The 13,136-nt window shown below is 61.4% G+C and carries 13 protein-coding genes; 4 read left to right on the top strand and 9 right to left on the bottom strand.

The genetic code is table 11. The features are described 5' to 3' along the window. Positions 1-34: 34 nt before the first annotated feature. Both ACOI6Z_RS01280 and ACOI6Z_RS01275 read right to left on the bottom strand, forming a co-directional pair. A complete protein-coding gene (locus ACOI6Z_RS01280) occupies positions 35-577 on the bottom strand; it encodes a YfaZ family outer membrane protein (RefSeq protein ID WP_004201712.1) in 543 nt (180 codons plus the stop codon). Between the two features lie 283 nt (positions 578-860). Further along, positions 861-1,790 carry an Rpn family recombination-promoting nuclease/putative transposase gene (locus ACOI6Z_RS01275; RefSeq protein ID WP_032453563.1) on the bottom strand — a complete coding sequence of 310 codons (930 nt, stop codon included), beginning with the start codon at positions 1,788-1,790 and terminating at the stop codon, positions 861-863. Between the two features lie 138 nt (positions 1,791-1,928). Between ACOI6Z_RS01275 and nudI the strand changes: the two genes are divergently transcribed. After that, complete coding sequence (nudI, locus tag ACOI6Z_RS01270) at positions 1,929-2,354, top strand: nucleoside triphosphatase NudI (RefSeq protein WP_044524255.1); 426 nt, start codon at positions 1,929-1,931, stop codon at positions 2,352-2,354. Here the strand turns inward: nudI and ACOI6Z_RS01265 are convergent. After that, entirely contained in the window at positions 2,346-3,752 is a 1,407-nt protein-coding gene (locus ACOI6Z_RS01265; RefSeq protein ID WP_065812270.1) for a sensor histidine kinase, read from the bottom strand. The genes nudI and ACOI6Z_RS01265 overlap by 9 nt on opposite strands. Further along, positions 3,739-4,416, bottom strand: coding sequence for a transcriptional regulator TctD (tctD, locus tag ACOI6Z_RS01260; protein WP_065812269.1), 678 nt, complete (start codon positions 4,414-4,416; stop codon positions 3,739-3,741). The genes ACOI6Z_RS01265 and tctD overlap by 14 nt, the downstream gene beginning before the upstream one ends. Before the next feature lie 133 nt (positions 4,417-4,549). On the opposite strand from tctD, the gene ACOI6Z_RS01255 reads away from it, so the two are divergent. From ACOI6Z_RS01255 to ACOI6Z_RS01245, 3 genes are read left to right on the top strand one after another with little or no spacing between them, the layout of a single operon-like run. Beyond that, the gene (locus ACOI6Z_RS01255) at positions 4,550-5,530 is read left to right on the top strand and encodes a Bug family tripartite tricarboxylate transporter substrate binding protein (RefSeq protein ID WP_065812268.1); all 981 of its coding nucleotides are present in this window, start codon (positions 4,550-4,552) and stop codon (positions 5,528-5,530) included. A 15-nt stretch (positions 5,531-5,545) separates the two neighbouring features. After that, complete coding sequence (locus ACOI6Z_RS01250; RefSeq protein ID WP_023290501.1) at positions 5,546-5,977, top strand: tripartite tricarboxylate transporter TctB family protein; 432 nt, start codon at positions 5,546-5,548, stop codon at positions 5,975-5,977. Between the two features lie 11 nt (positions 5,978-5,988). Beyond that, complete coding sequence (locus ACOI6Z_RS01245; RefSeq protein ID WP_023290502.1) at positions 5,989-7,506, top strand: tripartite tricarboxylate transporter permease; 1,518 nt, start codon at positions 5,989-5,991, stop codon at positions 7,504-7,506. Here the strand turns inward: ACOI6Z_RS01245 and menE are convergent. The 5 genes from menE to menD are packed head-to-tail and all read right to left on the bottom strand — an operon-like array spanning position 7,503 to position 13,123. Continuing rightward, positions 7,503-8,864 carry an o-succinylbenzoate--CoA ligase gene (gene menE, locus ACOI6Z_RS01240; RefSeq protein WP_065812267.1) on the bottom strand — a complete coding sequence of 454 codons (1,362 nt, stop codon included), beginning with the start codon at positions 8,862-8,864 and terminating at the stop codon, positions 7,503-7,505. The two genes, ACOI6Z_RS01245 and menE, sit on opposite strands and share 4 nt — an antisense overlap. After that, positions 8,861-9,826 (bottom strand): o-succinylbenzoate synthase, encoded by a 966-nt coding sequence (gene menC / locus ACOI6Z_RS01235; RefSeq protein ID WP_048336237.1) that lies wholly within the window; start codon positions 9,824-9,826, stop codon positions 8,861-8,863. Before menC ends, menE begins: the two co-directional genes overlap by 4 nt. Then, complete coding sequence (gene menB / locus ACOI6Z_RS01230) at positions 9,826-10,683, bottom strand: 1,4-dihydroxy-2-naphthoyl-CoA synthase (RefSeq protein WP_004201730.1); 858 nt, start codon at positions 10,681-10,683, stop codon at positions 9,826-9,828. The genes menC and menB overlap by 1 nt, the downstream gene beginning before the upstream one ends. 14 nt (positions 10,684-10,697) lie before the next feature. Continuing rightward, positions 10,698-11,456 (bottom strand): 2-succinyl-6-hydroxy-2,4-cyclohexadiene-1-carboxylate synthase, encoded by a 759-nt coding sequence (gene menH / locus ACOI6Z_RS01225; RefSeq protein ID WP_065812266.1) that lies wholly within the window; start codon positions 11,454-11,456, stop codon positions 10,698-10,700. Continuing rightward, positions 11,453-13,123 (bottom strand): 2-succinyl-5-enolpyruvyl-6-hydroxy-3-cyclohexene-1-carboxylic-acid synthase, encoded by a 1,671-nt coding sequence (menD, locus tag ACOI6Z_RS01220; RefSeq protein WP_023290506.1) that lies wholly within the window; start codon positions 13,121-13,123, stop codon positions 11,453-11,455. The genes menH and menD overlap by 4 nt, the downstream gene beginning before the upstream one ends. Positions 13,124-13,136: the final 13 nt, after the last annotated feature.

Below are 13,136 nucleotides of genomic sequence, written 5' to 3'. Positions count from 1 at the left end.
CTGGCGCGGCAAGAAGAGACCGCGCCGGAGGAGATTAGAAGCTGGCGCTGGCGCCGATGTACGGGCCGTCGGCGATGGTGTTATCGCGGTTGCCATCTTTGCCCGCCAGGTTCAGATAGCGATAGCCTGCCTGGATGCTGAGCGGACGCATAATGGTCCAGCTGGCGCCGACGTTGGCTTCCTGATAGCTGTCAATGCCGCTGGAGAGGGAATCTGGAGAGTAGTAGTAGTCGCCATACAGACGGAAGCTGTCGCCGATTTTCCACTGCAGGCCGCCGCCGACCGCGGCCGCATAACCTTCATCACCCTGTTTCGGGTTGGTGTATACCCCTTTACCGCCCACGGTCGCCAGGAACGGCCCCAGCGGAATATTCAGGCCCAGGCCTAAACCCGCGGCGTCGCCGTCGTTATCGCTGTGCAGCCAGTTACCCGAAACAGCCAGACCGGTGGACTCAGTGCCGAAGCCGACCCCAAGGTTGGTGTAATGCTCGCCTGCTTCGCCGGTAACGCTGATCGCATGGGCCGCCGAAGAGACCAGCATGACGCCAGCCAGCGCCATAAAAATGCTTTTTTTCATTATTTACTCTATCCAGAAAATTAAAATCAAAGAAGTCCCGAAAAAACCTGAAAATTCTACTGCGCACTCGTCAGGAATCAATGACCTGGCGAAATGATTTTTCACAAGAGTGTAACCAGTTGCGTCTTTTTACAGCAATACCGCCGCGCATTTGCGAAAGAATGTAAATTTCACCGCATTCATATTCAGTAGAATTATATTTAATTAGGTTGTATTGATTGAATAAATCTATATTTACCTGCGCAATCGCCATTGCGCAGGCTGTTTGAAGGAAGCAGAAAAATTAATGGGCGAGCAAGGCCAGGCGCTCCGGCGCAAGCCCCGTCAGCTTCGCCACCAGCGCCAGATCAAGCCCGTTTTCCAGCATCGCCTGGGCAATACGTTGCGCAGCCAATTGTTCTCCCTGTTCAAGACCTTGCTGCAGGCCCTGCTCAAGGCCCTGCTGATGGCCGCGTTGTTCCAGAAACTGGGCAATGTTCATTAGCGTCTCCTTATGCAGCCGTCTGGGGACATTTTGCGCAAGATTACGTAAAAAGGCGACCGGATCGGCGGCATTTCCTGCCTGCAATAAATAGTGAAGCAGCGTCCTGAGCTGTCTGCGGCTAGTGTATCCCAGCGCCAACAGGCTGGCTAGTTGCTCCTGCAGTTCCATCATATCGCGTTGCCGGATATGCTTTTGCAGCAACTCAAGCATCGCGACCCGTCGGTGCTGCATTATTGTATCGTCAGGAAGCACCGTGATATCGATTAAGTGAAAATCCTGATTGTATACTTGCCGCGCGGTTTGCGGATGAGCAAATCCTTCCAGCCAGCACATGGGATACGGCCAGGGCGAGACTTGCCCATGATAAAAAAGCAGCGGGATCACCAATGGCAGTTGCGTATGTCCTTTATCCAGATGGCGCTGCATCGCTGCTATCGCATAACGCATCAGGCGAAATGCCATATGACGGTCCGCAGAGCTTTGATGTTCGATAAGCAGATAGATATATCCGTCCCCCGCCTGGGTTTGCAGCGAGTAAAGAATATCGGAATGGCTGGCGCGCAGGTCTTCATCGATAAAACTTCCGGACTCCAACTGCAACGTTTGCAGATTGCATAATTCTCGCAAATGTTCAGGAAGGTGAATGTCCAGAAAATCCCGCGCCGTCGCCCGATGCGACAGTAGGTGTTTAAACACGGCGTCATGTGGGGAATGGGTGGTCCTTTCCATGGTGGCTCTCCATACGATAATTTTCGCTTAACTTATCACTCTGTAAAGCCAGCGCCGTATTTCCCTTGCGGTTTGCCGAGGCGCCTCGCAAACTGTTTCCTCGATACCCGGCCCGACTTACTGCGAAGGAGAAAAATCATGCGTCAAAGGACGATTGTTTGCCCGCTAATCCAAAATGATGGCCATTACCTGTTGTGCAAGATGGCTGCTGACCGCGGCGTTTTTCCCGGACAATGGGCCTTGTCCGGCGGCGGCGTGGAGCCGGGGGAAAGTATTGAAGAGGCGCTGCGACGCGAAGTCCGCGAGGAGCTTGGCGAAAAATTGCAGTTGACCCGTATCACGCCATGGAGCTTCCGCGACGATACCCGCGTGAAAACCTATCCCGACGGGCGCCAGGAAACGATCTATATGATCTATCTAATCTTCGACTGCGTTAGCGCCAATCGCGACGTAACGATCAACGAGGAGTTTGACGATTACGCCTGGGTGAAAGCGGATGAGCTTAAAAACTACGATCTCAATGCCGCCACCCGCCTCACCCTGAGCATGAAGGGGCTACTCTGACGCCACGGTCAGCAGGCGCAGCGTCGCCTTCAGTCCGCCCAGGCTTTCGCTGCGCGAAAGCTGCAGGTTGCTACGATGCAAACGTGCAATATCGTTAACCAGCGCCAGGCCCAGCCCGGCGCCGGGAATCGCGCCCGCGTTATCGAGGCGGCGAAACGGCATCAGCGCCTGATTAATCAGGTTTTCCTCGATGCCCGGACCGCTATCTTCCACACTTAGCGTGACGACTTCGCCATCGCGATGCAGGCTAAGCGTGACCGTTCCATATTCCGGGGTATAGCGAATGGCATTGTCGAGCAGGTTAGCGCACAGCTCCCCCAGCAGAACGCTATCGCCTGCCACATGTACCGCCGACTGCTCGCCCTCGTAGCCAAGATCGATATGTTTGCTCCGCGCTTGCGCGATACGTGAAAAGCAGCTGTTGCGCACAATCTCCGGCAAGTTAATCACCGCAAACGCCTGCTCCCGCTGTTTTACCGTCGCCAGCTGCAACAACCGCTCCGTTAACAAGACCGTATCGTCCAGCGTGGCGCGCATCGCCTGCAGACTTTCGCGCCACAGTTGCGGATCGTCGCTGGCCAGGGCTACCGAAGCCTGCGTTTTCAGCACCGCCAGCGGTGTTTTCAGCTGATGGGACGCATCGGCGCTGAAGCGCTCCTGGCGGGAGATCATCACCCGCAGGCGGTCGATATAGCGGTTGAACGCGACAATCAGCAGCCGCGTTTCCGACCAGGGCAGCAGCTCCGGCAGCGGCGTCAGCAGACCGGGTTCACGGCGCACCATCAGCGCGGAGAGCTGACGCATGGGCCGCAGCACGCGGCGCAGCAGCCAGGCTGCCAGCACCAGCGTCAACAGGACCAGTAACCCCTGCGACACCCAGGATGAGAAGAGTAATTGTCCGGCCAGCCAGCGGCGGGACTGCAGCGTTTCGGCAATATATATCTCCGCCATGCCAACGATGCCGCCTTCGTTGATGGGCTGCAGCAGGCGCGCCACGCGGATTGCCTGACCGCGATATTCGGTATGATAAAACCACGCCAGCGCCGGATAGAGCTGAGTTCGCGAGGTGGAGGGCGGCATCGCGGGCAGATCGTCATAGCCGGAAATGACCTTCCCCTGCGGGTCGAGCACCTTGTAATAGAGACGATCGTTCATATTGAGCTCGAAGCTGTCCAGCACCACCCAGGGCACATTCACCTCCAGTTGCCCTCCGCGAACCACCAGCTGCTCGGCCACCGTCCGCGCCGACGACAGCAGGGTACGATCGTAGGCTTGCGTCGCCGCCTGCAGCGCGCTGACGTAGCTGTTAAACGCGGAGAGTCCCCACAGCAGGACCAGCGGCAGGCCGAGAAACAGCAACAGTTGGGCATAGAGCGATTGCGGCTTACTCCATCTCATGGCGCTCGCACTCAAGCAGATAGCCTAAACCGCGCAGGGTGGTTATACGCACATTGCTCGCCTGAAGTTTCTTGCGCAGACGATGAATGTAGAGTTCGATGCTTTCCGGACTGACGTCATCGCTGAGGCTGAACACCTGTTCGAACAGCTGCTGACGGGAAACCGGGCGAGTGCGGCGAAACATCAGCACCTTCAATAGCGCCAGCTCGCGCGGCGTCAGAGACAACATCTGGCCGCGGAGTAAAAAATAGCCTTCGTCACAATACGCCAGCTCGCCAAGCTGCTGCACCTCATGCACCTGCCCTTCGCTGCGCCGGAGCAGCGCCCGCAGGCGGGCGTCGAGCTCTTCCAGCTCAAAGGGCTTGGGTAAATAGTCATCCGCGCCGGCATTTAAGCCCTTCACCCGGTCCGCTACCGCGCTGCGGGCGGTCAGCAGCAGCACCGGCAGGGTCTGCCTGCGCTTGCGCAGCCGCTGCACCACTTCAAGGCCATCGAACCCCGGCATACCGATATCCAGCACCGCCAGCGCATATTGCTCGCTTTGCAGCAGATGGTCGGCCGCACGCCCGTCAGCGACGCAATCTACGGCAAAACCGCCCTGCACCAGCGCTTTTTCCAGCCAGTGAGCCAGCTCACGATTATCCTCGGCTAATAAGAGACGCATATCACATCCTGTAACGTTGCTGCTGCATTGAAAGGGAAATGAAAGGTAACTGTTTTAACAATCATGCAACCGAATCGCCATATGTCGGTTCACATAATCAAAAAAACCTGCCCTGTACCTGCTGAGGAAGCCTATGAAAACGCCATTTTTCCGCCATCTGAGCGCCATCGCGCTGTGCCTTTGCACCACATCCGCCTTCGCCGCAGAGGCCCCGTCCCGCACCGAATGTATCGCGCCCGCTAAACCCGGCGGCGGCTTTGACCTGACCTGTAAGCTGATTCAGGTGAGCCTGATGGAAACCGACGCTATCGAGAAACCGATGCGCGTCACCTATATGCCCGGCGGCGTGGGCGCGGTAGCCTACAACGCCATTGTCGCCCAGCGCCCGGCAGAGCCGGGGACCGTCGTCGCCTTCTCCGGCGGCTCGCTGCTGAACCTGTCGCAGGGTAAATTCGGCCGTTACAGCGTCGATGACGTGCGCTGGCTGGCGAGCGTCGGCACCGACTACGGCATGATCGCCGTGCGCGCCGATTCGCCATGGAAAGATCTGAAGTCATTTATGACCGCGATGGAGAAAAATCCCTCCAGCATCGTGATTGGCGCCGGGGCCTCCATCGGTAGCCAGGACTGGATGAAAGCGGCGCTGCTGGCGCAAAAAGCCAACGTCGACCCGCATAAAATGCGCTATGTCGCCTTTGAGGGCGGCGGCGAGCCGGTGACCGCGCTGCTCGGTAACCATGTGCAGGCGGTCTCCGGCGATCTCAGCGAGATGGTGCCCTATCTGCAGGGCAATAAAATCCGCGTGCTGGCGGTCTTCTCCAGTGAACGACTGCCGGGCGCGCTCGCCGATGTCCCCACCGCTAAAGAACAGGGCTACGACCTGGTCTGGCCGATTATTCGCGGCTTCTTTATGGGCCCGAAAGTCAGCGACGCCGAGTACCAGTGGTGGGTCGATGAATTCACTAAACTGCAGCAAACCGAAGCGTTCAAAAAGCAACGTGAACTGCGCGGCCTGTTTGAATTCAACATGAACGGCAAGGAGCTCGATACCTACGTTAAGCAGCAGGTCAACGACTATCGCGAACAGGCGAAAGCCTTTGGCCTGGCAAAATAATCCGCGGAGGCGCTAATGAGCGATCGTATTTTTGCCGGAGTGTGGCTGTTGTTATGTATTGGCGGTCTGTTTATCGCCTGGCAGATCCACAGCGAATACGCCTATGAACCCGTCGGCCCGCGTCCCTTCCCGCTCGGGATCATCGGCCTGATGCTGCTGTGCTCGGCGTTAATGTTGCTACGTCGCCCGGACGCCGTCGAGTGGCCGGGACGGCATGTGCTGCAGCGTCTGCTGACCATGGTCGTGGTGCTGGTGGTCTACGCCTGGGGGTTTGAATGGCTCGGTTTTCCGCTGGCCACCGCGCTGCTGACGGCGATCATTGGTCTGCTGTTCGGCGCGACGCTGCCGGCGGCGGGCATTGCCGGCGTCGCGATGGGCGTGTCGTTATGGTACGCCTTCGACACCCTGCTCGATGTTACCCTGCCCCTTGGCATCTGGTTTAATTAACGGAGGCGTTTATGGATACCTGGATCTATCTCTCGCAGGGCTTCGCCGTCGCCATGACGCCGGAGAACCTGCTGATCGCCCTGATCGGCTGCTTTGTCGGGACTATCGTCGGCCTCCTGCCGGGGCTGGGGCCTATCAACGGCGTGGCGATTCTGCTGCCGCTGGCTTTCGCCCTGCATTTACCCGCGGAATCGGCGCTGATCCTGCTGGCGACAGTCTATATCGGTTGCGAATACGGCGGGCGTATTTCATCAATTCTGTTGAACGTGCCCGGCGATGCCGCCGCCATTATGACCGCCCTCGACGGCTATCCGATGGCCCAGCAGGGTCGCGGCGGCGTTGCGTTGTCGATTTCCGCCGTCAGTTCCTTCTTTGGCTCAATGATCGCCATCGGCGGTATTATTTTGTTCGCGCCGCTGCTCGCCCAGTGGTCGCTGGCGTTCGGTCCGGCGGAATACTTCGCGCTGATGGTCTTCGCCATCGCCTGTCTTGGCAGCATGATGGCGCAGAACCCGCTGAAGTCGTTCCTCGCGGCGTTAATCGGCCTGGGTCTGGCGACGGTAGGGGTGGACGCCAATACCGGGGTTTACCGCTTCACCTTCGACAGCGTCCATCTCTCGGACGGCGTACAGTTTATTGTGGTGGTGATCGGCCTGTTCTCGGTTTCAGAGATCCTGTTGATGCTGGAGAGCACCAGCGGCGGACAAACGCTGGTGCGGAAAACCGGACGGATGCTGTTTAACACCAAAGAGGCCGCGCAGTGCGTCGGCGCGACCCTGCGCTCTTCGGTGGTGGGTTTCTTCGTCGGCATTCTGCCCGGCGCCGGGGCGACCATCGCCAGCGCCATTACCTACATGACGGAGAAAAAACTCAGCGGTAACAGCGATAACTTCGGCAAGGGCGATATTCGCGGCGTGGCGGCGCCGGAAGCGGCCAATAACGCCTCCGCCTGCGGTTCCTTTATTCCCATGCTGACGCTCGGCGTGCCGGGGTCCGGCACCACCGCGGTGATGATGGGCGCGCTGACGCTGTATAACATCACCCCCGGCCCGGCAATGTTCACCGAGCAGCCGGATATCGTCTGGGGGCTGATTGCCGCCCTGCTGATCGCCAACGTGATGCTGCTTATCATGAACATTCCGCTGATCGGCCTGTTCACCCGTATGCTGACCATTCCGCTGTGGTTTCTGGTCCCGGCCATCGCCGCGGTCTCCGCCGTCGGCGTCTACGCGGTACACAGCACCACTTTTGACCTGCTGCTGATGGTGGGGCTCGGGGTGCTCGGCTACATCATGCGCAAAATGCACTTCCCGATGTCGCCGCTGATCCTTGGCTTCGTGCTGGGGGAGATGCTGGAGCAGAACCTGCGTCGCGCGCTGTCGATCAGCAACGGCAATCTGGCGATCCTGTGGCAAAGCGGGGTGACCAAAACGCTGCTGGTGCTGGCTATCGCCGTGCTGGTGGTGCCGCCGCTGCTGCGTCTGCGGCGTAAACAGCGCCAGCGTCGCGCCGAAGCCAATATCGGCTAAGCCGGCGAATTGACCCATTCGCGCAGCGCCCGGCGCGAGATCTTAATCCCACCGTTCTTTAACGTTTCCGGCAGCCGCAGCCAACGCACCGGCTGCTGGAAACGCGCCAGCCGTTCCGCGCTCCATGCCGCCAGCACGCTCATTTCGCAGCCGTCATCGCATTCCACCACCGCTACCGGACGCTGGCCATATTCCGCATCGTCCAGCGGCACGACAAACGCCTGCTGTATCTGCGGATGCGCCCCGATGATCCGTTCCACCTCCTCCGGCTGGATCCCTTCCCCACCGCTGAAAAAGAGATTATCCAGGCGCCCGAGGAGAGTAAGCCGTCCATCGATGATCTCGCCGCGATCGCGGGTGGCAAACCACCCTTCGTCGTTGGTCAATGGCAACAATTGACCGTCGCGCCAGTAGCCCGCGGCCATGCTCGCCGCCCGCAGCCAGACCTCGCCGGCAACGATTTTCATCTCCCGCCCCGGCAACGCCGCGCCCACATCCGCCGCGCCGTCGGCCTCTTTAGCGCAGACGGTGGAAGCGAATTCGGTCAGGCCATAGCCGCAGTAGGTGCGTACCCCCTGCCCCCGCGCCCGCTCGGTCAATTCGACCGGGATCGCCGCGCCGCCGAGCAGCACCGCCTTGAGGGAAAGCGCAGCATCGTCATTCAGCAGGCGCCACAGCTGAGTCGGCACCAGCGAAGCATGGGTACAGCCCTGCAGCATCTGCGCCAGCGGTTGTTTATCGCGCACCGTCAGCCGCGCGCCGGCCAGCAGCCAGCGCCACATAATCCCCTGGCCGGAGACATGAAACAGCGGCAGCGACAGCAGCCAGTCATCTTCTGCGGCAAACGGCATCAGCGCCAGCACGCCGGCGGCGCTGGCCAGATGGGCGCTGGCATGATGCACTGCCGCCTTCGGCAAACCGGTCGACCCCGAGGTCAGCGTCATTGAGGCGAAACGATCCCCACGCCACGGCACAGCATGGGTTCCCGTTGTCGCCTGCAGGGTTAACGCCGGTAAATCCCCCGGCAGCGTATCGCCGTTAAGCACCAGCTGATGCTGGACGGTCAACGCTGGCAGCAGTTCCTGCAGCAACGCCGTCGGCAGCTGCGGATTCAGCGGCAGCACCCGCGCGCCGCACTGCAGCAGCGCCAGCCAGGCCAGCAGCGTCGACGGCTGGTTAAAAGCCTGCAGCGCCACCCCGTGACCTTCGGTTACGCCCTGCGCGGCAAACCCGGCCGCCAGCGCGTCAACGCGGGCGCACAGGTCGCGCCAGGTCAGCGGCTGGTCATTCAGGCGCAGCGCCTGCGCCTCTCCGCGCCGCTGGCGCCAGTGGCGCCAGGGCCAGTCGCGAAAGGTCACAGCAGCGGCTCCAGCGTATCGATGCTGAGCATCGGCAGGGTGCTTTCCGGCCACGACCGCACCAGCTGGGCGCCCATCAGCGACAGGGTGTCCAGTCCGGGGATGGTCTGCGGCGTCAGCCAGGCGGCAACCCGCGCCAGCTGGGTTAACCCGAGGCTGGACTCGATCGACGAGCTGATCACTGCGCTCAGCCCCAGCGCATGGGCCGCGGCGACCTGCTGCTGAACCCGGTGTAAACTGCCGGTTAGCGTCGGCTTGATCACCACCGCGCGCACGCCCGGCTCGGCGACGAAGCGAAAATCCGCCTCGCGCAGGCTTTCATCCCAGGCGATAGCGATCCCGGTTTCGCGACTAAAGGCCCGCGAGTCCTCCCGCGTTTTACAAGGTTCCTCAAGAAAGGCAATGCGCTGGCGATACGCCGGATCGACATATTTCGCAAACTGCTGCGCTTTCAGCGGCGTCCAGGCCCGGTTGGCATCCAGACGCAACTGCAGGTCGGGGATGGCTTCCAGCAGCAGATTAACCACCATGCCGTCGCGGACCGCCTCCCAGAGCCCCACTTTCACCTTAGCGACTTTCTCGCCGGGCATCGCCGCCAGTCTGGCGAACAGCTCATCCGGATCGCCTGAGCAGAGCGGCGCCGCGCGATAATCCGCGGCCTGCGGCAGCTCGCCGCTGAGCTCCGCCTGCGCGCAGCTGATGCCAAAGGCGACAGAGGGCAGCGCAGGAAGCGCCGGCTCCGCGCCGTCGCGCCAGGCCTGAGCCCAGAGCAGTAGCGCCGCCTGCGCCTCCGCCAGGGTCTCTGCGCTGAATCCCGGCAGGGGAGAAATTTCCCCCCAGCCCTCCCGCTCACCCTCCCGCAGGTGGATGAACAGCCCGTCGCGGGTTTTTAACCGCCGTTCTCGCAGCACCACGCCCGCGTCCATCGGTATCTGCCAGCGGTAAACCTGCGAAACGCGCATTAGGGATTCCGTTTAAATTTGCTGAAGTCCGGCTGACGTTTCTGGTTGAAGGCATTGCGGCCTTCCTGTCCCTCTTCCGTCATGTAGAACAGCATGGTGGCGTTGCCCGCCAGCTCCTGCAGACCGGCCTGGCCGTCGCAGTCGGCGTTCAGCGCCGCTTTCAGGCAGCGCAGCGCCATTGGGCTGTTCTGCAGCATTTCACGACACCAGCGCACCGTCTCTTTTTCCAGATCCGCCAGCGGCACCACGGTGTTCACCAGCCCCATGTCCAGCGCCTGCTGCGCGTCATACTGACGGCAGAGGAACCAGATTTCGCGCGCTTTTTTCTGCCCGACGATGCGCGCCATATAGGAGGCGCCCCAGCCGCCGTCGAAGGAGCCGACTTTCGGCCCGGTCTGACCGAAGATGGCGTTTTCCGCCGCGATGGTCAGATCGCACATCATGTGCAGCACGTGGCCGCCGCCGATAGAGTAGCCGGCCACCATCGCCACCACCGGTTTCGGGCAGGTGCGGATCTGGCGCTGAAAGTCGAGTACGTTGAGATGATGCACGCCGGAGTCGTCCTGATAGCCGCCGTAATCGCCGCGGACTTTCTGATCGCCGCCGGCGCAAAAGGCTTTCTCACCTTCCCCGGTCAGGACAATCACCCCGATATTGTCGTCATAACGAGCATCCGCCAGCGCCTGGATCATCTCTTTGACGGTCAGCGGGCGGAAGGCGTTGCGCACCTGCGGGCGATTGATTGTGATTTTGGCAATGCCGTCGGCCGATTTGTGATAGCGAATATCGGTATAGCCTTCGGAACAATCGTGCCATTCAACAGGGGCATAGAGCATTGCTTCATCAAGAGAGATCATAGAATGTCCTTCAGTTAACTTGCCAGAATCTGCGCCAGACAGGCAATCACCGCCGCCGGGTTGTCCCGGTGCGCGTTGTGTCCGGCATGGTGAATAAGATGGAGATCCGCCGCGAGCGCCTGCGCGATGGCACGAAACTTCGCGTCGCGCTCGCCGCACAGGTAATGAAAGGGGAAATCGCGCGCCTGCAGGGACGCGCGCAGATCGGCCTGCCCGGCAAGGGAGGTCGCCTGCAGCATCTCGGCCAGCGTCGCGCCGTTGTTCCGGCTGCGTAAGGCGACCAGCGCCGCGCGCTGCCCGGCATCCAGTGAAGCGAAGACCGGCTGCTGATACCAGTCGGCAAAGACCTGCGCCAACGGCTCATGGCGAAAACGTTCCGCCCAGGCGCTGTCGTTGCTGCGCCGCGCCTGCCGCGCTTCGGCATCCTGCAGCCCCGGATGGCCGCCCTCAACGATCAGGCCGCACAGGCCCGCGCGCGGCTGGCAGGCGAAGTTCATCGCCACCCGGCCCCCCAGCGAGTAACCGATCAGCCAGTAGTTAAGTATGTTGTAACTATTAAGCGTAGCCTGCAGCAGAATATTGACCCCGGCAAAGTCCTGCACCGCGATATCCGCCGAGCCGCCGTGGCCCGGCAGATCGAGATACAGCCGCGGCCAGGCGCGAAACGCGTCGCCTACTTCCCGCCACTCATGGCGGTCGCCGGAAAAACCGTGCAGAAAGACCAGCCAGGGATAACCCGGCTGGCCATGTTCGACTGCAGCGCTGAGGGTCACAGGCGACTTACCTGCGCCAGCAGCTGCTGGAGGGTCTGCGTGCCGTCGGTCTCATTGACCGCCAGCTCAATCACCGTCGCCCCTGCCCTGCGCCAGGCGCCGGCCAGCGCCTCATCCAGCGCCTGCCAGTCAGCCGGGCGATGATAGACCAGGCCGAACATCGCCGCCGCGTGGCTGAAATCAACGTCCTGCGGCATTAAGTAGAACTGGCGCCGCTCGTCCTGCGGCGTCGGCAGCATGGAGAAAATCTGCCCGCCGTTGTTGTTCACCACGATCAGCACCAACGGCGCCGACGCCTGGCGCAGCAGGGCCAGCGAGTTGAGATCGTACAGCGCCGAAAGATCGCCGACGATAGCCAGGGTTGGCCGGGCGCTGGCGCGCTGGACGCCGGCGGCGGTGGCGATCAAGCCATCAATGCCGCTGGCGCCGCGGTTGCTGTAAACCGGGTAGCCAGCCGGCAGCTGCGCCAGGGCGTCGATCAGGCGCACCACCAGGCTGTTGCCGACAAACAATTGCCCCTGTTCCGGCAGATAGCGCCGAATTCGCTGCGCCAGCTGCGCTTCGCCAAAGGGTTCGTTGCTGGCGACCGCCGCCTCCCACGCCTGTCGGGCCAGTTCAGGAATAGCCGTCGCCCACGGCTGGCGTTTCTCCGCCGGGTGAAGCTCAAGCCAGCGGTCAATGCTGGCGAGCAGACGACGGCCGCGGTGCTGCGCCGGATCGAGACGGCCGGGCAGATTGTCCACCAGCCAGTATTCATCAGGCTCGCAGGTGGCCTGCCACTGCAGGACCCGCTTGCCGGTCAGGCTGCTGCCGAGCTGAACCACGATCTGCGCCTGCGCCAGCTCGCTCACCGCTTTGCCGTTGCCCAGCCACAGGTCAGCGCACGGCAGCGGCTGCCCGGTCTGTGACAGGATATCGCCGATCAGCGGCCAGCCGAGGGTTTGCGCCCACTCGGCCACTTTTTTCCCTTCGGCGGCGCTCATTCTGCCCGCCACGACCACGCCGCGCTTTTGCCGCCAGAAGAACCAGTCGCGCTGTTTCTCACTTTCCATCTGCAGCGCCTGACGTAACCAGGGTTTATCGCTCTGCCACCAGTTGCCGAGCTGCTGCTGCCACTCCACGCCGGTATCATCCATATCGCCATACAGCGGTTCGGCGAACGGGCAGTTGATATGCACCCCGCCGGCGTGCAGCTCGCCCAAGGCCTGGTCGAGGGTCGAGACCAGCCAGCGGGCGGAAATATCCTGCGAGGGACGCGGCAGAGAAATCGTCTGCGACGGATGGGAGGCGAACATCCCCGGCTGACGAATCGCCTGATTGGCGCCGCAGTCGATCAGCTCCGGCGGACGGTCGGCGGTCAGGAGAATCAGCTTTTCCCCGGTAAGCCCCGCCTCAATCAGCGCCGGATATAGGTTCGCGGTGGCGGTCCCGGAGGTCACAATAACCGCCACCGGCTGGCGACTGGCTTTCGCCAGACCGAGCGCCAGGTGGCCAAGGCCGCGTTCGTCAAAATGGGTATGATGGATAAAGGCGCGGTTTTCCGCCGCCGCCAGGGTTAAGGGTGTCGAGCGCGAGCCCGGCGCAATGCAGATATGCTGCACGCCGTGGCGCGTTAAAGCTTCCAGGATCACCGCCGCCCAGCGTCGGTTAAATGCGCTTACTGACATGAAATTGTCCGGT

The sequence above is a fragment of the Klebsiella sp. C239 genome, assembly GCF_048822715.1.
Lineage (GTDB): Bacteria > Pseudomonadota > Gammaproteobacteria > Enterobacterales > Enterobacteriaceae > Klebsiella > Klebsiella quasipneumoniae.
The sequence above is the reverse complement of the archived record's forward strand: the minus strand, read 5'-3'. Positions and strand labels throughout refer to the sequence as shown.

Excerpts from the sequence above, each read along its gene's own strand:
- ACOI6Z_RS01280 (WP_004201712.1), bottom strand. The coding sequence starts at position 577 with ATGAAAAAAAGCATTTTTATGGCGCTGGCTGGCGTCATGCTGGTCTCT.
- ACOI6Z_RS01275 (WP_032453563.1), bottom strand. The coding sequence starts at position 1,790 with ATGGAAAGGACCACCCATTCCCCACATGACGCCGTGTTTAAACACCTA.
- nudI (WP_044524255.1), top strand. The coding sequence starts at position 1,929 with ATGCGTCAAAGGACGATTGTTTGCCCGCTAATCCAAAATGATGGCCAT.
- ACOI6Z_RS01265 (WP_065812270.1), bottom strand. The coding sequence starts at position 3,752 with ATGAGATGGAGTAAGCCGCAATCGCTCTATGCCCAACTGTTGCTGTTT.
- tctD (WP_065812269.1), bottom strand. The coding sequence starts at position 4,416 with ATGCGTCTCTTATTAGCCGAGGATAATCGTGAGCTGGCTCACTGGCTG.
- ACOI6Z_RS01255 (WP_065812268.1), top strand. The coding sequence starts at position 4,550 with ATGAAAACGCCATTTTTCCGCCATCTGAGCGCCATCGCGCTGTGCCTT.
- ACOI6Z_RS01250 (WP_023290501.1), top strand. The coding sequence starts at position 5,546 with ATGAGCGATCGTATTTTTGCCGGAGTGTGGCTGTTGTTATGTATTGGC.
- ACOI6Z_RS01245 (WP_023290502.1), top strand. The coding sequence starts at position 5,989 with ATGGATACCTGGATCTATCTCTCGCAGGGCTTCGCCGTCGCCATGACG.
- menC (WP_048336237.1), bottom strand. The coding sequence starts at position 9,826 with ATGCGCGTTTCGCAGGTTTACCGCTGGCAGATACCGATGGACGCGGGC.
- menB (WP_004201730.1), bottom strand. The coding sequence starts at position 10,683 with ATGATCTCTCTTGATGAAGCAATGCTCTATGCCCCTGTTGAATGGCAC.
- menD (WP_023290506.1), bottom strand. The coding sequence starts at position 13,123 with ATGTCAGTAAGCGCATTTAACCGACGCTGGGCGGCGGTGATCCTGGAA.